The organism is Pseudoalteromonas sp. BZK2 (genome assembly GCF_014349195.1).
Taxonomy (GTDB): domain Bacteria; phylum Pseudomonadota; class Gammaproteobacteria; order Enterobacterales; family Alteromonadaceae; genus Pseudoalteromonas; species Pseudoalteromonas simplex.
On the sequence record NZ_JACSOG010000015.1, the window covers coordinates 114,784 to 136,079 of the forward strand.

Below are 21,296 nucleotides of genomic sequence, written 5' to 3' on the forward strand. Positions count from 1 at the left end.
ATATCGTTTGTTTGGTTTGTAATCAGAGATCTGATGAGTTTTAATAAGTTGTTATCTTGTTGTTAAAATGCGGGTTTTTTACCTATTTCTAACGAAAAATTACAGTTTTTTGATCTTAATTAAGGTAATGTTCGAAAGTTTATAATCATTAGAATAAAACATCTAATGCCAACATACAGCGCTAATCTTTTATGCTTAACTAATAGGTTGCCCTCATTGTTGGATTAGTTTTCGCACAAGTTTGCAAGAGGACACAGATTTATGAAGTTCACAAAAACACTAATTGCAGCATCACTTGCTGTTGTTTCTGCTGACAGCTTTGCTGCAGCTTTCCAATTAGCAGAGCAAAACGTTTCAGGTTTAGGCCGTGCATACGCTGGTGAAGCAGCCGTTGCTGACGATGCCTCAGTTGTTGCTCGTAACCCTGCACTTATGTCTTTATTTAAAGATAAGCAAATCTCAGTGGCAGGTATTGCTGTAATTCCAGATGTTAGCTTAGAAGGTGAAAGTGCTGCATACGGCTTAGATGAAAGCTCTATCGATGACGATAGCATCGCGCCATCAGCATTTATTCCTGCTGGTTACTTCACTATGCCATTAAACGACAAAGTATCTTTAGGCTTTGGTGCTTTTTCAAACTTTGGTCTTTCAACTGAATTTAAAGACGATTACGCAGCAGGCTCTATCGCAGGCGAAACTGAAATCGTGACTGTTAACATGAATGCAAGTGCTTCATACAAAATCAACGAACAGTTCAGCCTAGGCCTTGGTTTAAACTATGTTTATGCTGATGCGAAAGTGGTGCGTAATGCAGGTGCAAACCCATTAGGTTTACCAGCGAGCACGCAAATCGCTCACCTTGAAGGTGACGACTACGGCTTTGGTTGGAACATTGGTGCTATGTATCAGTTAGACGAAAACAACCGTTTTGGTTTTAACTACCGCAGCGAAACAGATATCGACTTTGAAGGTGAGTACTCAAACCAACTACCAGCTGCTGTTGGCGGTTTAGCGGGTACTAAAGTTCCGGGTGAGTTAAAATTAACCTTACCAGCCATTGCTGAGTTCTCTGGTTCACACCAAATCGATAAGAAGCTTGGCGTGCACTACAGCATTTTATGGACTGGCTGGGATAGCTTCCAAAAATTAGAAGCTTATACGCCTAGTCAAGAAGCACCTGTATTCTCTAAAGAAGAGAACTTCTCTGATTCAATGCGTTACTCTATCGGTACTGACTACCAGTACAGCGACGCTCTTTTACTTCGTGCAGGTATTGCATACGATGAGTCGCCAGCAGACCAATCTCACCTTTCAATCTCTATCCCTGATACAGATCGTTTCTGGTTCTCATTTGGTGGTAACTACGCATTCAGCGAAAACTCAAATATTGACCTAGGTGTAAGTATTCTTCGTGGTAAAACACAAAACTTCTCTGAAAAAGACAGCCTAGCTGCATCAGTTGGCCAAGATGTTTCATGGGACTATGAATCAAAAGGTCACGCAGTTCTAGTAGGTGCTCAGTACAACTACAAATTTTAATTGTAACGCGACGTAAAGTCGCTGCTACAGAGCATTAAAAAGCCGCGCTATAACATTGTTATAGCGCGGCTTTTTTGTAAGCGCGAATAAATCGCGCTTGGTATATGCTGTTATAGACTTTCGATTTTCGCTTTTTGCGCTAATAGTTTGTCTTTCGCATCGGTAAACTCAGCCAGCTTAGCATGCTCTTTAGCAAGTACAGCCTCTGGCGCATTATTTACGAACTTCTCGTTAGCTAACTTGTTTTGAACCTGTGCTAAGCCTTTTTCTGCTTTTTCAAGCTGTTTCGCAATACGAGCTAATTCAGCTTCAACATCGATTAGGCCAGCCATTGGGATCATGATCTCAAGGTTACCAACATACGATGTTGCACACGCTGGTGCATCGTCTTTGTTATCAAGAAGCGTGAACTCTTCAAGCTTAGCAAGCGACGCTAAGAATGCTTCGTTATCCTTTAAGCGGCGCTTGTCTTCGTCAGACGCATTCGCAAGCAATACCGATAATGGTTTGCTTGGGCTGATATCCATTTCACCACGGATGTTACGAATAGCAAGAATGAATTGTTTAACCCACTCAAGGTCGTCCATCGCTTGGCTATCAACATTTGCTTCATTATATACAGGGAACCCTTGAACCATGATGCTAGTGCCCGCAGTTTCGATACCTGCCAGTGGTGCAACACGTTGCCAAATCGTTTCTGTGATGTATGGCATTAACGGGTGCATTAAGCGAAGTAGGCTTTCTAATACCGTGATTAGGGTATGACGAGTACCACGTTGCTGTGCTTCGTTACCTTTAAACAGTACAGGTTTAGTAAGCTCTAGGTACCAGTCACAGAATTGGTTCCAAGTGAACTCATAAATGGTGTTTGCTGCTAGGTCAAAACGATAGTTTTCTAGATGCTCAGTATAGGTTTTAACCGTTGCTTCAAATTGACCTAAAATCCAACGATCAGCAAGTGAGTACTGTTTCTCAGCATCTGTAGCGAAACCACAGTCTTGCTCTTCAGTGTTCATTAATACGTAACGGCTCGCATTCCATAGTTTGTTACAGAAGTTACGGTAACCTTCAAGGCGGTTCATATCCCAGTTGATGTCACGGCCCGTTGAAGCCATTGCCGCAAGGGTGAAACGCAGTGCGTCTGTACCGTGTGCTTCGATACCGTTTTCGAATGTTTTACGAGTGTTTTTCTCAATCTTCTTCGCTAGTTGTGGCTGCATCATGTTACCAGTGCGCTTTTCAACTAGGCTTTCAAGGTCGATACCGTCAATCATGTCGATAGGATCAAGTACGTTACCTTTCGACTTAGACATCTTATCGCCGTTTTCATCACGGATAAGGCCAGTTACGTAAACGGTTTTAAATGGTACTTGTGGCTTGCCGTCTTCATCTTTGATGAAGTGCATGGTCATCATGATCATACGCGCAACCCAGAAGAAAATAATATCGAAACCTGTTACCAATACGTCAGACGGGTGGAACGTTTTTAAATCATCAGTGTTTGCAGGCCAGCCTTGCGTTGAGAAAGTCCAAAGCGCAGATGAGAACCAGGTATCTAAAACGTCTTCGTCTTGCTTAAGTGCAACATCATCAGCAAGGTTGTTGTCGCGGCGTACTTCAGCTTCGTCACGACCAACGTATACGTTGCCTTCGTTGTCGTACCAAGCAGGGATGCGGTGACCCCACCAAAGCTGACGTGAAATACACCAATCTTGTACGTCGTTCATCCACGAGAAGTACATGTTCTCGTATTGTTGAGGTACGAACTTAATGTCGCCATTTTTAACAGCTTCTTTTGCAGGCTCTGCAAGAGGTGCTACGCGCACGTACCACTGATCAGTAAGAAGAGGCTCAATCACTACGCCAGAACGGTCACCGTAAGGTACAGTTAAGCTGTGATCTTCGATTTTTTCTAATAGACCAAGTTCTTCAAATTCGCTCACAATCGCTTTACGTGCATCAAAGCGGTCAAGGCCATGTAGGCGCTCAGGAATTGGCGCATCTAATTCAAGCTCTTTACCGTCGAATGTGTAGCTTTCGCCTTCGCTTAATACCGCTGCATCTTTATTGAAGATGTTGATCATAGGAAGCTGGTGACGTTTACCTACTTCGTTATCGTTAAAGTCGTGGGCAGGCGTGATTTTCACACAACCTGTGCCTTTTTCCATGTCTGCATGTTCATCGGCAACAATTGGAATACGGCGGTTTACGATAGGCAGTAAAATGTCTTTACCGATCAGATCTTGATAGCGCTCATCATCAGGGTTAACAGCAACACCTGTATCACCTAGCATTGTTTCAGGACGTGTTGTCGCAACAATGATGTAGTCTTTACCATCTTTGGTTTTTACGCCATCAGCAAGAGGGTAACGTAGGTTCCACATGTGACCTTGTTTGTCTTTGTTTTCAACTTCAAGATCAGAAATAGCCGTGTGAAGTTTAGGATCCCAGTTAACTAGGCGCTTACCACGGTAGATTAAATCTTCTTTGTGAAGACGTACGAATACTTCTTTAACCGCTTCAGAAAGGCCTTCATCCATAGTGAAACGCTCACGGTCCCAATCTACAGACGCGCCTAAACGACGTAATTGTTTAGTGATCGTGCCGCCAGAGTGGTTTTTCCACTCCCAGATTTTATCGATAAATGCTTCACGGCCTAGGTCGTGACGTGTTTTACCTTCTTCAGCAGCAAGCTTACGCTCAACAAGCATTTGCGTTGCGATACCCGCGTGGTCAGTACCTACTTGCCATAATGTGTTGTTGCCTTGCATACGCTTTAAACGCGTTAGCGTATCCATGATGGTATCTTGGAACGCGTGGCCCATGTGTAAGCTACCCGTGACGTTTGGTGGCGGGATCATAATTGAGTATGCGTCACCTTGGCCAGACGGTTTAAAGTAGCCATTTTCTTCCCAGCCTTGGTATAAAGACTGTTCAATATCTTGCGGATTATAGGTTTTATCCATTACACAGAACCTTAAATAAATGCTTAAATGTCAATTTCTTGCGTTGCAATATGGGCGCCCAGTTGGCGAAGCTTTTTAAACCGCTCACGGGCGGCTTGCTTAGCATTTGGCTCAACGGGTACGAAATCATAAACCTGCTGAAAACGGCGAATAAAATCCGGTAGGTGTTCAGCTAGGTTGATTAATATTTTTCTGTTGCCGACAGGTGGAGTCATACCAATTTCAACCGGAGCGCCACCTTTAGGGCCTTCACCTTGTAAGTTGTGTGGTACAAAACTATCTGGTTCAAATGACCAAATGATGTCGTCGATTGTGTGGGCCGTGTCGGTGTTATCAGCGTAAATAAATACGCGATGACCTAGACGATACTGATCCGCAGCAATTTTAGCTGCCAGATCGAAAACAGCGCCAGCCGTTTGGTGGGCACTATCATCTTGTTTTAGAACGTAAAATTGTGCGTTCATATTCATAGTGACTTTCGTCCCCACAGATACACAGATCAAAGCAGGGATTTTGACATAGAACGCGAATTGCTTCAATTAATAAGGCGCCATTTGGCGCCTTATTTAGGGTTAGTTTTAAGCTTGCGGTAAGGCTTAATCGTGACCTGCTTCGCTCACGCCTGCGCGGTTTAGCAAATACTGAGTCAACATAGGCACCGGACGACCGGTTGCGCCTTTGTTTTTACCGCCGCTGCGCCATGCTGTACCTGCGATATCTAAATGCGCCCAGTTATATTTTTTGGTGAATTTAGATAAGAAGCATGCCGCTGTAATCGTACCTGCGGCACGGCCACCTAAGTTGGTGAAATCAGCGAATGGGCTTTCAAGTTGCTCTTGATAGTCATCCCATAAAGGTAACTGCCATGCACGGTCGCCACTTTGCTCAGATGCTTTTAGTAGGTCATGGGCCAGTGGGTTGTGGTTTGATAGTAAACCTGTGGCATGCGAACCCAGCGCGATAATACACGCACCTGTTAGTGTTGCTACATCAACAACGGTATCTGGTTCAAAGCGCTCAACATAGGTTAGTGCATCACACAGTACTAAACGGCCTTCAGCATCGGTGTTTAACACTTCAACTGTTTGCCCCGACATAGTGGTTAAGATATCACCTGGGCGATAAGCGTTTGAGCCAGGCATGTTTTCACAACCCGCTAAAACACCGACAACGTTAATTGGTAATTGCATTTGCACTAAAGCGCGCATAGTACCAATAACACCCGCTGCACCACCCATGTCGTATTTCATTTCATCCATGGCTTCGCCTGGCTTGATTGAAATACCGCCAGAGTCGAAAGTTAAGCCTTTACCGACTAACACGATTGGCGCTTGGTCTTTGTCGCCACCTTGATAGTTGATCACTGACATAACCGATTCATTAGCACTACCACGGCCAACCGCCAGGTATGAATTCATGCCCAGCTCTGCCATTTTTTGTTCGCCAATAATATCAACAGTCACATTATCGAAGTTATCAGCGATTTCTTGCGCTTGCTCACCTAAATACGCAGGATTACAGATATTTGGCGGCATATTGGCAACGTCTTTACATAACTTGCTACCTGCAGCGATGGCTAAGCCATGCTCAATTGCACTTTCGCCAATGGTTAACTCACGACGCGTTGGTACGTTGAAAACAATTTTACGTAAAGGACGACGAGGGTCGCTTTTTTTGCTCTTCAGTTGATTGAAGGTGTATAAGCAGTCCTGAGTTGTTTCAACTGCTTGGCGTACTTTCCAATAAGTGTCACGACTCTTAACATGTTGCTCAGTTAAAAAGCATACCGCTTCCATTGAACCTGTTTCGTTAAGTGTGTTTATCGTTTTTGAGATAATTTGTTTGTATTGTTTGTCATCAAGCTCGCGCTCTTTGCCGCAACCTACCAATAATACTCGTTCGCTTAGTACATTAGGTACATGATGTAATAGTAATACTTGGCCAGGCTTACCTTCAAGATCGCCGCGGCGCAATAAGTTTGAGATATAACCGTCACTGATTTTATCTAATTGTTCACCAATGGGGGATAAACGACGTGGCTCATAAACGCCTACTACAATACATGCGCTACGTTGCTTTTCTGGACTACCACTTTTTACGCTAAATTCCATTGTTGCTCCTGATATTGAGTCGTATAACCTTAATTTATAAGGGTAAGAATTTCTTTTTCGAGTCTTTTCTTACATTTTTTAGTTTAGTAGCACTAATCTTAGTACATAAACCATGACTCTATTTATGTGTTTTTGAACTTTATCTTAATGTGAATATCAATATCACATAATAGATGTCATCTGTACCATTAATGCAAGATTATATGCGCTTGCTAGGTATGATATTTGACACTGATGACATATAATAAAGTGAGTAAAATAACTAGTTTACTCAAAAATCCTTACTATTCCAGTGAAACTCGATGTTTAACAGGGGCGAGCATTGCTAATTTTTCGTTATTTGACCACTGAAGTCTTCAAGTCGCAGGTCGCCGTATTTTTAACTTTGATGACTATTTTTGTGTCTCAAAAGTTTGTTGTTATTTTAGGAGACGCCTCTGAAGGGGGTCTTCCAGCTAAACTTGTGCTTTCGATGATTGCGCTAAAACTTCCTCAACTTGCTTCACTTATCCTGCCTTTGAGTATCTTCTTGGGTATTATTTTGGCGTACAGTCGCATTTATGCTGACAGCGAAATGACAGTTTTCAGAGCCTGCGGTGTCAGTGAGTGGTACGTAGTTCGGGTAACGCTTATCTCAAGTACTGCCATGGCTATTTTAGCTGGTGCCCTAACTCTTTATGTCGCACCATGGGCCAGTGAGCAAGAATATCAATTAAAAGAACAAGCAAAAGCCGATGCTGGCTTATCGGCATTACGTGCTGGGCGTTTCCAGCAAACAGGTAACGAAAAAGCGGTCGTTTTTATTCACAACATTGAAAACAGTGGTAAAGAGCTACACAAGGTATTTGTTGCGCAGTTACCTGATCGTGAAAAAGGTGACTTAGCCCGTTTAGTGTATGCAGAGCGTGGTGTGGTGATTGAACAAGATAACGGTGAACAGCAACTTGTTCTTAATGATGGTAAGCGTTACGAAACAGACGGCGAGTCTGCTGCTTTGAACTTAACTGAGTTCGATGGTTACAGTGTACAAATTCAAGATCAAGAAATAGAGCACCAGCGCCGTAAGTTAGAAGCAATTCCAACCCTTGATTTATTGAAAATGAAAACCTCTGAAGCCATTGCACAGTGGCAGTGGCGTTTAGCTATTCCACTTTCAATTCCATTATTAACTTTACTCGCGGTGCCTCTGAGTGTGGTGAATCCGCGCCAAGGTAAATTCGCTAAATTAGTGCCCGCAATTAGCTTGTATTTAGGGTATTTCATTTTGTTGAATGCCGCTAAGTTTGCTGTTGAAGATGGAAAAATACCGCCTTCAATTGGCTTATGGTGGATCCATTTATCAGCCTTGTTTATTGGTGGTTTCTTGATTATTAAAGGTCGTCCGCTCGGCGCATGGTTAAAGGCAGTTGTGACTAAGCGGGAGTTAAGCGCATGATGAAAACACTCGACTGGTATTTAGGTCGCAGCATAATTCAAACAACCGGTTTTGCTTTAATGGTGCTGGTAGGTATCAGTACCCTCATTAAGTTTATTGAGCAGTTAAAATCAGTTGGTCGTGGTAGCTACGATATTGCAACAGCGTTGATTTACACCCTGTATAGCATGCCAGGTGATTTAGTTATCTTCTTCCCAATGGCAGCATTGATTGGTGGCTTAACAGGTCTAGGCGCATTGGCATCAAATAGTGAGTTGGTTGTTATGCAAGCGGCGGGTATGTCACGTTTGCAAATTATTGTCTCTGTCATGAAAACCGCGATGTTTATGGCTATTTGTATGATGGCGCTAGGTGAATGGGGCGCCCCAGAAGCACAGCTCAAAGCAAAAGAAATACGTAACCAAGCGATTTATGGTGGTGATGTATTTAATGCTAAGCAAGGTGTGTGGGCGAAAGATGGTAGTAACTTTATTAATATTGAAGATGTCGATCAGCAAGGTACTTTACGTGGCGTGCATATGTATCACTTTGATAAATCGTTGCAACTTACGCAAATTACCAAGGCAGAAGAAGCATTAAATCGTAAAGATGGCTGGTTACTTCGTGATGTAAATAAAGTCATGATCACGCCAGAGCAGATCACGACTGAGCAATACAAAGAAGAGTTCTACGACTCGCAGCTGACTGCTGAAAAATTAGGCGTTGTATCAGTTAAGCCCGAATCGTTGTCGTTTACTGGGCTTTGGTCTTATTTAGGTTATTTACAGCAAAATGAACAAGATACTAGCACCTATGAGTTGGCGCTATGGCGCAAAATCATGCAGCCAGTATCCATCGCCGTTATGTTGTTAGTTGCTCTGTCGTTTATATTCGGACCACTTCGCACAGTAACCATGGGCGCACGTATCATCATGGGTGTTATAACTGGTATTACTTTCCACTTAACCAATGAGATATTTGGTCCTGTGGTAATGGTTTACCAAATTCCTGCAGTGGTTGGTGCTGTGTTACCAAGTCTGTTGTTTATTGGGTTTGCAACATACCTGTTGAATAAACGGGTGTAAAATTCGTTTTAAATCATAAAAAAGCGTGGTTTGAACCACGCTTTTTTTATACTTGATTTGCCTTTAATCAAGTGAACGATAAATACGTTTGTTTTCTTCTTTAGTTAAAGTGATCACTTCAGTTTTTGCAATGTAATCTTGCAATGCGCGTTTATTTTTAAAATCGACCAACACCACTAAGTTACCTAAACCTAATAGTGCAGTAATGGCTCTAAGTGCACCTTGATGCCAGCTAATTAAATGGCCATCGAGGGTTTGCACCTTCAAACGCCACGCGCGCATACCAATTGTTTGGCCGCTTTTAGCCCAAAAGTAACTAAAGAAACTGATACTCACTATTACTAATAATGCGCTACGGATACCGTATAGTAAGGGTGAATTTTGAATGAAAGCAGAGACATCTTCGGCGTCACCAATGCTAAGTAACTCTAAAGAAATAAGCCCTTGAATAGCTAATAAATAGAGTACTGTTGTCAGCATCGCAAAGGCAATGATAACCAAGGTATCGTAAATTAAAGAGGCAAAGCGGCGCCAGAAACCGGCACGTGGAAACTCAGCTGACATAAACAATCTCATCCAATTAAATTGCGCAGTAGTTTAGCAAAGTCCTTCGCAAACAAGAAATACTTAACGGCTGTTTAGTATGCTGGGAACTGAACTGGCTTTGCTAACCTTAATTACATAATCAAAATGAGTATGCAAACATCACTATTTATTAAAGCGAAACCCACCATATCTTTCATCATCCAAGCTTTAAAAATTTCAATACCTATAAAACTAGTAGGGTAGTGGGCACTGACACACTCTAAAGTTAACAACTTGTTTAATTATTGTGCGGTTGATCAGTGACGCCGCACAAAACGCTTGCTGCCTTACCCATTCTTTGTATAATGCTTGGCATAGAGACAAAAGCAGTAAAAAAAGCTTTCGCTCTAAAGTGGTTTTTCTTTATCTTCTCGTGTTTAGAAGGTTAAAGAAAAATGAAGCCAGTATGATGGAATTGGTAGACATGACGGATTCAAAATCCGTTGCCTTCGGGCGTGGCGGTTCAAGTCCGCCTACTGGTACCACTTTTTAACCCTAGCCAATTGGTTAGGGTTTTTTTATGCCTGAAAAAAGTAGTTAGCGGACTTGAGCGCCACGCGGGGCGTGGCACTGAAGCAAGTAAAAGTCCGCCTACTGGTACCACTTTTGAACCCTAGCCAATTGGTTAGGGTTTTTTTATGCCTGAAAAAGTAGTCATCGGACTTGAGCGCCACGCGGGGCGTGGCACTGAAGCAAGTAAAAGTCCGCCTACTGGTACCACTTTTGAACCCTAGCCAAATGGTTAGGGTTTTTTTATGCCTGAAAAAAGTAGTTAGCGGACTTGAGCGCCACGCGAGGCATGGCACTGAAGCAAGTAATAGTCCGCCTACTGGTACCACTTCTGAACCCTAGCCAAATGGTTAGGGTTTTTTTATGTCTGAAAAAGTAGTCATCGGACTTGAGCGTCACGCGGGGCGTGGCACTGAAGCAAGTAAAAGTCCGCCTACTGGTACCACTTTTGAACCCTAGCCAATTGGTTAGGGTTTTTTTATGTCTGAAAAAGCTACCAGCCATCAGCTGTCAGTTTTTAGCCGAGCGGTGCGGTTGTTGGGTTTTGAAACCACCCTCAGCCCCAAGGGGGGATTTTGCCTAGCACCCAGAGCCTAACACCTATAACTCAAATCTAAGTACTAATTCACCCTCGATTAAAATAACTTTTGTTCTATTTATAACCTGTAAACTTCAAACTATGCTTACTTTTGAAATAACCATGAAAAATGTATGCTTATTTGTTTGAAAGTTAACCGCTTTCGACTAGAGTACCATGGTGTTTAAGTGCTTAATATAATAGAATTTACCGTCTTTAGTTCAGGTTAAGTCAGACTCTTAGCGGAAAAAACGGTTGGGTGGCATAACATGGGTACATACGATTTAAAGCGTATTGTTGAAAGTATTTCAAATCTTAAAAGTGAGAACTTTTATAATGCAATATGCCTATCTTTATCAGAAGTGCTGGGTGCTTCGCATGTTTTTTTGGCTCAAGTCGATGAGTCAACTTTATATGCGACAACCATTGCTTTAGTTGCGCATGACGAAATAGTTGAAAACATCAGCTACGATATTCGCTGTACACCATGCAATGATGTCAGCTGTGGCAGTGTTTCAAGTTACAACTCAGGTGTTCAGCAGCTATTCCCTAATGATCAATTGCTTGTTGATATGGATATTGAAGCTTATGTGGGTGTGCCATTACAAAGCATTTCTGGCAAGACAAATACCATTCTGGTAGCGCTTTTTCAGCATGAAATAAGTGATGCGTTATCAATCGAATCTTTCTTTTCGTTATTTACAGGTTTAATCCAGCGTGAAATTGAAAAAGACCGTTTCATTGCTAAGCTAGATTTTTCTAATCAGTTAATAGAACAAAGCCACGAAGCTATTTTTATCTGCGACCACAATGTAGAAATTACCTATGCAAATACTGCCTTCACTAAAATGACGGGCTATTCGCTGGACGAAGTCTTAGGGGAAAACCCTAAAATTTTAAGTTCAAACCAGTATGATCCACATTTTTATAAAGCTATGTGGCATCAGATTAATACTGAGGGCAAATGGTCTGGTGAAATTACCAATAAAACTAAGCAAGGTAAGCTATATACGCAATTTTTATCAATAACCAAAATGCAAAATAATGCTGAGGATTGCTATGTGGCGTTTATTTTAGATATTACCGAGAAAAAAGAAGCTGAGCGAAAAATTTATTTTCACGCTAACCACGACCAACTTACAGGGTTAACTAATCGTTTTTACTTTAAAGAGTACTTGTGTACTTTAATTTCGTCTCTTGCATATCAAGATGAAGTAGGTACAAACTTGGCAGTAATTTATTTTGATGTTGATAAATTTCAGAATATTAATACGGTATATGGCCTAACATTTGGTGACAAAGTTTTATGTAAACTAGCTGAGCGACTTGAAAGCTGTTTTAAAGAATCAGCCTTTTCACGAATAGATGGTGATAGCTTTGCTATTTTACAAACCTATCAACATATTAGTGAGCTAGAACATGTTTGTAAGCAAATTACAGCATTGTTGGTTGAGCCTTTTTCAATTGGTGGTATTAGCCAGCAAGTATATGTAACTCTTGGGATCAGCTGTTTTGAGCAACGTTTTATTTCTTCCTCTGAACATAAAATCGAAAAAATAGCGCGCCGCTTGATAAGACAAGCTGAGCTTGCAACTCTCAATGCAAAGCAAGCTGGTACGGAGTATTTATTTTTCTGCACTGAAATGGATAACAAAATAAAAACACAAAACTTGCTTATAGATCAGCTAACTTTGGCAGTGAAAAACGACGAAATTGAAGTTTATTTTCAACCTATTATCGATATAGAAAATAACACGGTTGCTAAATTCGAGAGTTTAGTGCGTTGGAATAATCAAGGGCAATGGGTATCACCTGCGGAGTTTATTCCGTTAGCAGAAGAGTCTCGAGTGATTATTCCACTTGGTGAGCTGGTGTTGGTTAAAACTTGTCAGCAAATAAAAGCGTTAGAGCTGCAAGGTTATAACGATGTTGTTTTTAACGTAAATCGGTCTTTATTTGAGTTTACTGAGTTTAATCCTGAGCGTAATGCATGGCTTGAAATTATCAACAATCAAGGGGTTAAGCCGTCACAAATCTCTTTTGAATTAACTGAAAGTGTTTTAGCTCCTGAAAATACTAACCATCTCGATGTGCTTACTCAATTAAAAGAGGCGGGTTGCTTAATTTCATTGGATGATTTTGGTACCGGTTATTCATCTCTTAGTTATTTACGCCGCTTCCCTGTTGATGTACTCAAGCTTGATAAGTCTTTCATAGATGAAGTTCATGTTGATTTAGGTGACGAAGCGCTGGTTAAATCGATTATCCAAATGAGTCGAGTATTGGGTATTAAGGTCGTTGCTGAAGGGGTTGAAGAGCGCGAGCAATTGGCGGTGCTTACCGAAGCAGGCTGCGATTATATCCAAGGCTATTACTTTTCTAAGCCATTACCAGCAAATGATGTAATACCATTTTTAACGCAATTTTCTCGAGAGCAGTAGATATTTACGGTATGATTTTGGTATTAAGCAGTTAGCAAAAGCTTACTATGTCAAAATTAACCGCAAAGCAAAACATCAAGGCGATTGTTACAGCCATTAAGGCCGAAGAGCAGTCGTTAAGAGCGCGTTACCCTATACTTAACCAACAAAATAAAATTGCGATGGTAATTCTGCTGGTGTCGTTGTGTTCACTATTCGGTGTTGCGACACTTTATTACTTAGCGGTTATTCCCTCGTGGCTTTGCATCATTCTGGCTGCCTTTATTACCTCAATATCGCATGAGCTTGAGCATGACCTTATCCATAAGCAGTATTTTAGTAATCGTCCTTTTATACATAACTTTATGATGTTAACCGTGTGGCTTATGCGGCCTAATACGGTGAACCCTTGGTATCGCAGAAAGATTCATTTACATCACCATAAAGTATCCGGCACCTCACAAGATTTAGAAGAGCGTTTAGTAGGCAATGGTATTAAGTCGCCCTTGTTGAGAGCTTTGGTCATTACTGATGGCTTGCTAGGTTTGTTAATCAATACCAAGCGATTTAATAAAGAAATTAGTGGTTTTAAGTTCTTCCGTGTATTTAATGCGGGCTTTCCGATTGCTACTGCGTATTTTGCGATTCTTTACGGGGTAATTGCTTATTATGCAGTGCAGTTCGTACAGCCATTTACATTGCCGCCGTGGGGAGCTGAGTTATTGGCGATGGCAGATTTTTTAATGGTGGTACTTATCGTGCCTAATATTATTCGTTCGAGTTCTCTTAACTTAGTGACATCTTCAATGCATTATTATGGCGGTGTAAATAATTTACTTGAGCAAACGCATGTGATCACCAGCCGTTGGTTTTTACCGTTTCAGCTATTCTGTTTTGATTTTGGCCGCACCCACACAATCCATCATTTTGTGCCGAATCAACCCTTTTATATCAGACAATTGATCAGCAAAAAAATACATCCTATTATGGCTCAGCATGGGGTACGTTTTAATGATTTACAAAGCTTGAAACACGCTAATCATTACCCTGTAAAAGAGCTGTCATCTCAACAAGGAGTTTAATATGAAGGTTACCGGTCGTTGTCATTGTGGTGAGGTAAATTACCATGCAAACGTTGATGAAAATAAAGTGATAAACTGTCACTGCACTGATTGCCAAATTATCTCAGGTGCGCCTTTTCGTACGGTTGTGGTGTCTGTGCCAGATGGAGTTACCTTTACAGGTGCTAAGCCAAAAGAATATATAAAAATAGCTGAAAGTGGCAACCAGCGTGCGCAAGGGTTTTGTGGTAATTGTGGTACAGCTTTGTACGCGACTTCTGTCGGTGCAGGTGAGCGTATTTATGGCTTACGTATTGGCGCCGTAGAGCAAGCTGATGAGCTCATCCCTAAAGCGCATATTTGGTATCGCTCACATAAACCTTGGCTCGATAACCTTAGTAATATGAGTGCCTTTGAAACCGCCCCTAAATAGCTGTGGTTTCATATTTATTGCTGGCCGATGGTGATATTTCGGCCACTTAAGTAACCAAATAAAGCACACAATAGGCTAGATGCCATACACAGCCAAAGTGCTCCCGCCCAGTTGTTGAAATAACTATGTAAGGCGCCCGCAATAATAGGGCCTGTGGCAGCCAATAAATACCCGATACATTGCGCCATACCCGATAACGCAGCGGCTTGCATTGAGTCATGAGTGCGCAGGCTTACAAATGATAAGCCCAAGATGAAACAGGCACCTGAGCAAAACCCTAAAGTGACTGACCAAAGCATCGCAAAACTAGGTGCAACTAATAATCCAACAGAACAAAGCGCGCCAAGTAACGCCAAGCTTAGCGTTAAGATGCGTTGATCTTTTAATTTGGCAAGTAGTGGAATAAGCACAATTCCTGGCAGCGCAGAGGCAACTTGAAAGGCGCCTTGCAAAGCACCCGCATGCTGCGCACTATGGCCACCTTCTATTAAAATACTGGGTAGCCAACCAAGCATGATATAAGTGAAAAAGGAGTTAAAGCCGAGCAATAAGGTGATTTGCCAAGCCAGTGCAGAGTGCCAAATTTTGTTTTGTGTATTGTTTGACACATATGCCTGTTTTGGCATGGTATGTTGCTTAAGTTGTGGTAACCACACCATAATAGCCAGCACAACCAGTAAAGCATAACTGGCAAGCGCCAATTGCCAGCCAAGTTCTTTGTATTCAGCGAGCGGAATGATGAGTGCTGAATAGCTGCCACCAAATATGCCCATCGCCAAAACATAACTCGACGTCATTACTGCCACTTTGTGTGGAAAGTCACGCTTTATTAGGCTTGGTAATAACACATTACCAATCGCGATACCGACACCAATTACTGCGGTACCAATAAAAAGCACGGTGGCAGAATCAATAACCCGAGAGACAACCCCTATACCTATGAGTACAAGGGCAATAAACAGTGATATTTCAAGGCCACACTTTTTAGCAAGACTTGCCGCCATAGGTGAGGCAATGGCAAACGCGATTAAAGGTAAAGTCGTCAACATGCCGGCTTGCGATGCATTTAACTGAAACTGTTCAATGATCTGTTCAAGTACCGGTGCAATGCCAGTGATCGGGGCTCGTAAGCTGGCTGCAATAAGAAAAATGCCCAGCACTAAAAGAAGGTTACGAATTAGATTTTGAGAAGATGTCACGCTGTTTAGGAGTAATAGCAAGAGGTACATTTATCATACCAAAACACGAAACAGCGTGGGTGAACTATGAGATAGCTCACCAAAAAATGCGGTTATTTAAAACTGATAACTTGCTGATAACATGGCATTGCGCGGTCTACCCGGAAAGTATCGGTCGCCACTAAATGTAGTGTAGTCAGCACGCTCTGCGTAACGCTCGTCGGTTAAATTGTTTATTCGTGCCGTCACACTAAGGTTAGCTGTTAGCTGCCACGCCGCTCGTAAATTTACTAATGAGTGGCCTTGGTAACTATGCTGGTTTTCAGGATCAGTAAAGTAGCTGCTGGTGGTATGTAGCTCAAGACCAACACGTGTCATGTCGTTTGCTTGCCAAAGTAGCTGCAAGTTTGCGATGTTACGAGGAGCAGTATCAATAAGATTATCATTGATGTTAATCCCGCTGAGTACTTGGTCATAACTGTATGTATGTTTGGCGTGGCTCGCGGCTAACTGCATCGATAAGCTAGGCGTTATGGCATAGGCTAACTCAAGCTCAACACCACGATGCTGAGTTTGGCCATCATTGACGTAATAAAAATCACTGTCGCGGAAAATGGTGTTCTTTTTATTCATTGCATAAATGCTAACTACATAATGCAGCTGTGCTTGTTGACCTTTTATACCAAGCTCTAGGTTTTTAGCTGTTTCAGATTTAAGATCTGCGATATTTTGTTCGCGTTGCAACTGATAAAGCTCTGCCGCTTGCGGTGCTCGATAACCTTCTGAAGCATTGGCGTAGATAAACTGGTTTTCAGCATATTGATAGCTTAAACCAAGCTTAGGTGAAAAGTTAGTAAAGCGATTTTCGCCGCTTTCTGGTCGAGAATAGCGACACCCACCCATGGCGCATGCTGTGCCATCTTCTTTTGTGCGGCCAGCCAACATATGGTTGTCGTAGTCATAACGCATACGCTCGTATCGACCACCCAGGCTGATAAGTAACTCATCAAGTTGCCAATCAAGGTTCACAAACGGTGCTAATAGGGTGCTTGTTACTTGATAATCATAATGTTTGCCTTGAGGCACGGTGGCGACTAAAAATGCTGAGCCTTGAGTGGGACTGTCTTGATATTGTAAAAAGTCAGCATCTGTAAGTTCACCATCAAAACCAACAGTTAACAGGCTAGAGCCGGTTAACTTGTGCTGCCAGCTTGATTGTATACCAACACCTTGCTGAGCATTTTCTTCAAGGGGAGTACCCGGTAAAAAATGCTTAAAGAAGGTCATGTCTTGGTCGCGGATATAAGGCGTAAGGGTAAAGCTGTTAGCCTCATCTTGTGTCCAATTTAGCTTTGACCAAACACGCAAAGAGCGGGCTTTACGAAATGCATCAGGATCAAAATTAGACTGAGCTATTTGCTTATCCTTGTAGCTTTCAAAGCCCTCTATGTAGCCAGCTGTTTGTTGATCTAAATGGGTGTAAGTCAGGCCTGTACTTACACTTAGTTTTTCGCCATCAAAACGGTGACGTAGCGAGAGCTTTTCTTGGTCAACACTTTCGTCATCACGATAACCCGTATCTCGAGTAATAGTGGCATTAATACCTAAACCTTGTTGACCAAAATCACGACCCGCACCTAGTTTGTAGCGGGTGTAGCCAAACGAGCCGTAATCAAAACCAAGTTGGTTGTGGTTATAGGTTGTATCTGGAGTGATCACGTTGACTACACCATGTACAGCGTTTGAACCATAAAGTGCAGAACCCGGGCCTTTCAGTACTTCGATGCGTTCAGCCATTTCAGTGTGGGCTTCGAATAATTCATTGATGTTGCAAAAACCAGCTGCGCGAAGTGGAATACCATCTTCGGCGGTAAGTAAGCCACCGCAGGCACCTGCGCCAGAAAGTACAGGCGAACGTAAAGCGGGTAAATACTCTTGGCCGTTACCGTGTTGAAGATTAGCACCAGCAACCTGTTTAAGGGCTTGTTCAATGTGAGTTGGAGCGATAAGCGCCAGTTGCTTCTGTGAAATACTGCTGACCACTACAGGCAATGGATCTGCCAACACTTCGTTGCGCGAGGCGGTCGTTGTAATATGTTCTAGTTCATTATTTGCAATGGCTTGTTGGTTAAAAAATGAGGTGCCCACAAGCACTGAGAGTATCGACAACTTCATGAAAACCCTTTGGTTAGGTACAACAAAAACCAAAGGGTAACTGCTTTTTAGGATGGGTAAAAGCTTTCGCGCTTAATAACTTTGTCTGTTATGCAATACGGCGATGTACGGCAAAACCTGCCAGTACTGCAACTAACCAAAATAAGCTACTGCCGCTACTGCCATTTCTGTGCGTGACATTAGCTACTTTTTCTTCTTTTACGCGGGTTTTAAATTGCGCTAATTCAGCATCGAGATTCGTGATCATGTCATCAACAGCTCCATTAAAGCTTGCCAGCGACTGCTCTTTAGCGACTTCATCGATGCCAATTGCTGTACTGCGTTGCTCTGCTTTATGAATACCTGGCGCGCGAAACAGCATTTTTCGGCTTTTCACGTCAAATACGGCAGTATCTACAAAGGTTTGTACTGAGTTCTCATTGCCCGGAATCACATATAAACCAACAATCGTGAGATATAAAAATGCAGCGTTATTTTCTAAGCTTTGCGACACTTGGTCGTATGAAACAAGCGCCATAATATCCACATCATATAATCGAGATACTTGTTCTAATGCGGTAAATCCTTCGCTGCCTTTTAAATAAGTACTTGGGATCACTTCAATACGGTCTATGTAGTCATATTGCATAAACTGCTTTTTAACTTTATTTAGCAGTGCGACTTCATCACCATGATGCAAGCCATCATTGTACTTGTTAGGAATAAAGGCAATCCCTACCGTGGCTGGTAAGTTCAAAGTTGGAATCGTTGCTTGGTGTGCAGCTCTATCTTGTTGGTCTGGGTAAAGGTACTCAACCAATGAACTTGATTGCGTTTTTTGATTGCCATATTGGCTCATCATGGCACTACAGCCCGTTAGTGCAGTAATACTAATGACCAAACACCATTTTAGAACATTCATAAATTATCCTTATTATGTTGTGAGGAAGCCTTTGTTTATGTTGCAAATATAACGACAAACGCCTCAAACGGAACTGTAACTCAGACTCGATTTTTCGTAAATAGTGCCAAAGAAGTTTAAAGAAATGTAAAGATTAGCTTTCTAATGTGTTGATATGTAAACAGTTACGTTTTTAAATTGTAACCCTTCATCTATGATTCAGGCTAAAACGTTAGGCTTTTTATCAAGAGCAAACGTTGAGGGTCTCTTTTATGAATAAATTAATTACTATCTCAGTTGCTGTTTTAGGTTTGAGTTTGATACCTATGGAAGCAAACGCGAAACATGATCGTGACCACGATAGATACGAACATAAGCACGAACGTAAAAAGCATAAAAAACATAAAAAACACCACAAACATCACCATCATCATGACAGACATGATCGTTACGATAGATACGACCATTACAGCTACCGTGACTTACCACCCGGTTTATACAAAAAAGTAGGGTATGGTGGTGGCTTACCACCTGGTTGGTATAAGCGTTATCACCATGGTGATATTCTTGACCGTGATATATATCGTCATGGGCGAGTGATTAAACGTCGCGACCGAAATGGCATTATTGCCATCGAAATCGATGACCGCCTTATTCATCTAGTACACGATACGCGAGAGATTTTATCAATCGTTACTCGCCATCGTTAATCCTGTCAAAAGCCGCTTAGCGGCTTTTTTTAGCTGGTTTCATACCCAGTTCAGAAAAACTTGCTACGCTTAATTGGGACTCATAGAAGGAGCACTCGCATGAAAGCATTGTTAACAGTTGCGGTGATAGGTTTAAGCCTAGTGACGGCTGGCGCACTTGCAAAAGATAAAGACAAGGATAAGGGCAAAGATAAAAGTCTACCACCTGGCCTTGAAAAGAAACTTGATAATGGTGGCGATTTACCACCCGGTTGGCATAAGAAATTACGTAAAGGCGATATTCTTGACCGTGATATTTACCGCCGCGGTAAAGTGATTAAATCTCGAGACAGAGATGGTCTAATCTCAATTCAAGTTGACGATACTGTCGTGCGTTTAGTGGAAGACACCCGAGAAATTATTTCTATTCTGAGCCGCTAGTTTTGCTTGAATCGATCATGACTTATGGATTGGGTTCACTATTGGCCATGCTGCTAGTGGTCTCAATCTTGCCATTTTCATATTCCCAACATTATTTAATTCGCAGTTGTGACTTTGTACGCTTGCAAGTGGTTTACCTTGCTTGTGCGAGTTTAATTGCTGCAAGCTATTTAACCAGTCGCACGGGCTCCGCGCCTTATATTGGTTGTGCTCTGGCGAGTATCGTCGTGTTGCTTTTACAAGTTGGCTGGATTTACCCTTACACAAGGCTCGCTAATAAAGAAGTTGCTTCAAGCAATAAAACCGATAAGCACAGTATTCGCATTATGTCGGCAAATGTACTGATGTCGAACACTGAATATGACAAACTCATTGCTTTAGTTAACACGCACCAACCAGACTTACTCATTACGTTAGAGTCTGATCAAACTTGGCAGAATGAACTGAGCAGTTTAGAGCAAGAATACCCGTATCGAGTGTACTGCCCAAAAGATAATCGTTATGGTATGCACTTGTACAGCAAGTTTAAAATTAAACAACAGCAAGTTTGTGAGCTTATAGAAAGCGATATCCCCTCAATCCATATTTTGTTTGAAGATGCAGATGGCGTAGAAGTTCAAGGGCATTTTATTCATCCTGCACCTCCGAGCCCCACGGAAGAAGACAGCTCACGGCCGCGTGATACTGAACTAATTATCTTAGCAAAAGCACTTAAAAACAGACTGCGACCTTGTATTGTTGCAGGAGATCTAAATGATGTTGCTTGGTCGCGAAGTACCCGTTTGTTTATGCGTATTAGTGGCTTGTTAGACCCACGTAAAGGCCGCGGCTTTTTTAATACCTTTCATGCCAGTTATTTCTTTATGCGCTGGCCACTTGATCATCTTTTTCATAGTAATGAGTTTAGCGTTAAGCGTATTGAGCGTTTGGCAAAGTATGGCTCAGACCATTTTGCACTTCTTACAGAGCTTGTTTATAACCCCGATTCTGACAACCAAAAACAACAAGAGCAGATTGATAAAGAAAAAGCAGTGGATGAGTTAAAAATGCCAGCAGCCTCGAAGCAACAAGTGCCAATGTTTAATACCAACCCGCAATAATACTTAATCATTTTGAGGGATAAAACCTGTCGCTAACTGCGTTAAAAATTTCTCATTTAGAACAACTAAATAACGAAATTTTTGCCTTGTTATCAACGAGGTTTTATTGCCTCAAAATAGACTACTTAATTA

Annotated in this window: 16 protein-coding genes and 1 tRNA gene; 10 read left to right on the top strand and 7 right to left on the bottom strand. The window is 42.0% G+C overall.

The genetic code is table 11. The features are described from left to right. Positions 1-261 precede the first annotated feature (261 nt). A complete protein-coding gene (locus BIZ38_RS11405) occupies positions 262-1,539 on the top strand; it encodes an outer membrane protein transport protein (RefSeq protein ID WP_054552641.1) in 1,278 nt (425 codons plus the stop codon). Between the two features lie 110 nt (positions 1,540-1,649). On the opposite strand, the gene BIZ38_RS11410 is transcribed toward BIZ38_RS11405, so the two are convergent. The 3 genes from BIZ38_RS11410 to pepA all read right to left on the bottom strand — a co-directional run bounded on the left by BIZ38_RS11410 (position 1,650) and on the right by pepA (position 6,616). Beyond that, a complete protein-coding gene (locus BIZ38_RS11410; protein WP_187490299.1) occupies positions 1,650-4,505 on the bottom strand; it encodes a valine--tRNA ligase in 2,856 nt (951 codons plus the stop codon). Positions 4,506-4,528: 23 nt separating this feature from the next. Next, a complete protein-coding gene (locus tag BIZ38_RS11415) occupies positions 4,529-4,975 on the bottom strand; it encodes a DNA polymerase III subunit chi (RefSeq protein ID WP_054562716.1) in 447 nt (148 codons plus the stop codon). A 126-nt stretch (positions 4,976-5,101) separates the two neighbouring features. Continuing rightward, entirely contained in the window at positions 5,102-6,616 is a 1,515-nt protein-coding gene (gene pepA, locus BIZ38_RS11420) for a leucyl aminopeptidase (protein WP_187490300.1), read from the bottom strand. A gap of 322 nt (positions 6,617-6,938) precedes the next feature. Here pepA and lptF point away from each other — a divergent pair, with 322 nt between their 5' ends. Both lptF and lptG read left to right on the top strand, forming a co-directional pair. Beyond that, positions 6,939-8,051 carry an LPS export ABC transporter permease LptF gene (gene lptF, locus BIZ38_RS11425; RefSeq protein WP_054552637.1) on the top strand — a complete coding sequence of 371 codons (1,113 nt, stop codon included), beginning with the start codon at positions 6,939-6,941 and terminating at the stop codon, positions 8,049-8,051. Further along, entirely contained in the window at positions 8,048-9,115 is a 1,068-nt protein-coding gene (lptG, locus tag BIZ38_RS11430) for an LPS export ABC transporter permease LptG (protein WP_054552636.1), read from the top strand. Before lptF ends, lptG begins: the two co-directional genes overlap by 4 nt. 63 nt (positions 9,116-9,178) lie before the next feature. Here the strand turns inward: lptG and BIZ38_RS11435 are convergent, their stop codons facing one another. Further along, complete coding sequence (locus tag BIZ38_RS11435) at positions 9,179-9,679, bottom strand: RDD family protein (RefSeq protein WP_054552635.1); 501 nt, start codon at positions 9,677-9,679, stop codon at positions 9,179-9,181. 421 nt (positions 9,680-10,100) lie between these two features. Here BIZ38_RS11435 and BIZ38_RS11440 point away from each other — a divergent pair. The 4 genes from BIZ38_RS11440 (at position 10,101) to BIZ38_RS11455 (ending at position 14,701) form a co-directional block, all read left to right on the top strand. Next, positions 10,101-10,185: transfer RNA gene (locus BIZ38_RS11440), tRNA-Leu, on the top strand. An 871-nt stretch (positions 10,186-11,056) separates the two neighbouring features. Further along, positions 11,057-13,228 (top strand): putative bifunctional diguanylate cyclase/phosphodiesterase, encoded by a 2,172-nt coding sequence (locus BIZ38_RS11445; protein ID WP_187490301.1) that lies wholly within the window; start codon positions 11,057-11,059, stop codon positions 13,226-13,228. Positions 13,229-13,275: 47 nt separating this feature from the next. Then, positions 13,276-14,289 (top strand): fatty acid desaturase, encoded by a 1,014-nt coding sequence (locus BIZ38_RS11450; protein ID WP_054552626.1) that lies wholly within the window; start codon positions 13,276-13,278, stop codon positions 14,287-14,289. 1 nt (position 14,290) lies between these two features. After that, the gene (locus BIZ38_RS11455; RefSeq protein ID WP_187490302.1) at positions 14,291-14,701 is read left to right on the top strand and encodes a GFA family protein; all 411 of its coding nucleotides are present in this window, start codon (positions 14,291-14,293) and stop codon (positions 14,699-14,701) included. 14 nt (positions 14,702-14,715) lie between these two features. On the opposite strand, the gene BIZ38_RS11460 is transcribed toward BIZ38_RS11455, so the two are convergent. From BIZ38_RS11460 to rhlP, 3 genes are all read right to left on the bottom strand, one after another. Further along, positions 14,716-15,930 (bottom strand): MFS transporter, encoded by a 1,215-nt coding sequence (locus tag BIZ38_RS11460; RefSeq protein ID WP_054552624.1) that lies wholly within the window; start codon positions 15,928-15,930, stop codon positions 14,716-14,718. A gap of 66 nt (positions 15,931-15,996) precedes the next feature. Continuing rightward, positions 15,997-18,054, bottom strand: coding sequence for a TonB-dependent receptor (locus BIZ38_RS11465; protein ID WP_054552623.1), 2,058 nt, complete (start codon positions 18,052-18,054; stop codon positions 15,997-15,999). Positions 18,055-18,142: 88 nt separating this feature from the next. Next, a complete protein-coding gene (rhlP, locus tag BIZ38_RS11470) occupies positions 18,143-18,955 on the bottom strand; it encodes a rhombotarget lipoprotein (RefSeq protein ID WP_187490303.1) in 813 nt (270 codons plus the stop codon). A 251-nt stretch (positions 18,956-19,206) separates the two neighbouring features. On the opposite strand from rhlP, the gene BIZ38_RS11475 reads away from it, so the two are divergent. The 3 genes from BIZ38_RS11475 (at position 19,207) to BIZ38_RS11485 (ending at position 21,164) form a co-directional block, all read left to right on the top strand. After that, positions 19,207-19,644 (top strand): hypothetical protein, encoded by a 438-nt coding sequence (locus BIZ38_RS11475; RefSeq protein ID WP_054552621.1) that lies wholly within the window; start codon positions 19,207-19,209, stop codon positions 19,642-19,644. A 99-nt stretch (positions 19,645-19,743) separates the two neighbouring features. Beyond that, positions 19,744-20,064: a hypothetical protein gene (locus BIZ38_RS11480; protein WP_187490304.1), complete on the top strand. Its 321-nt coding sequence runs from the start codon at positions 19,744-19,746 to the stop codon at positions 20,062-20,064. A gap of 17 nt (positions 20,065-20,081) precedes the next feature. Continuing rightward, on the top strand, positions 20,082-21,164 hold the full coding sequence (locus BIZ38_RS11485) for an endonuclease/exonuclease/phosphatase family protein (RefSeq protein ID WP_187490305.1): 1,083 nt from the start codon (positions 20,082-20,084) through the stop codon (positions 21,162-21,164). Positions 21,165-21,296 lie beyond the last annotated feature (132 nt).

Bases quoted from the DNA above. Each gene is read 5' to 3' on its own strand.
- BIZ38_RS11405 (WP_054552641.1), top strand. From the start codon at position 262: ATGAAGTTCACAAAAACACTAATTGCAGCATCACTTGCTGTTGTTTCT.
- BIZ38_RS11410 (WP_187490299.1), bottom strand. From the start codon at position 4,505: ATGGATAAAACCTATAATCCGCAAGATATTGAACAGTCTTTATACCAA.
- BIZ38_RS11415 (WP_054562716.1), bottom strand. From the start codon at position 4,975: ATGAATATGAACGCACAATTTTACGTTCTAAAACAAGATGATAGTGCC.
- pepA (WP_187490300.1), bottom strand. From the start codon at position 6,616: ATGGAATTTAGCGTAAAAAGTGGTAGTCCAGAAAAGCAACGTAGCGCA.
- lptG (WP_054552636.1), top strand. From the start codon at position 8,048: ATGATGAAAACACTCGACTGGTATTTAGGTCGCAGCATAATTCAAACA.
- BIZ38_RS11435 (WP_054552635.1), bottom strand. From the start codon at position 9,679: ATGTCAGCTGAGTTTCCACGTGCCGGTTTCTGGCGCCGCTTTGCCTCT.
- BIZ38_RS11445 (WP_187490301.1), top strand. From the start codon at position 11,057: ATGGGTACATACGATTTAAAGCGTATTGTTGAAAGTATTTCAAATCTT.
- BIZ38_RS11450 (WP_054552626.1), top strand. From the start codon at position 13,276: ATGTCAAAATTAACCGCAAAGCAAAACATCAAGGCGATTGTTACAGCC.
- BIZ38_RS11455 (WP_187490302.1), top strand. From the start codon at position 14,291: ATGAAGGTTACCGGTCGTTGTCATTGTGGTGAGGTAAATTACCATGCA.
- BIZ38_RS11460 (WP_054552624.1), bottom strand. From the start codon at position 15,930: ATGTACCTCTTGCTATTACTCCTAAACAGCGTGACATCTTCTCAAAAT.
- BIZ38_RS11465 (WP_054552623.1), bottom strand. From the start codon at position 18,054: ATGAAGTTGTCGATACTCTCAGTGCTTGTGGGCACCTCATTTTTTAAC.
- rhlP (WP_187490303.1), bottom strand. From the start codon at position 18,955: ATGAATGTTCTAAAATGGTGTTTGGTCATTAGTATTACTGCACTAACG.
- BIZ38_RS11475 (WP_054552621.1), top strand. From the start codon at position 19,207: ATGAATAAATTAATTACTATCTCAGTTGCTGTTTTAGGTTTGAGTTTG.
- BIZ38_RS11480 (WP_187490304.1), top strand. From the start codon at position 19,744: ATGAAAGCATTGTTAACAGTTGCGGTGATAGGTTTAAGCCTAGTGACG.
- BIZ38_RS11485 (WP_187490305.1), top strand. From the start codon at position 20,082: ATGACTTATGGATTGGGTTCACTATTGGCCATGCTGCTAGTGGTCTCA.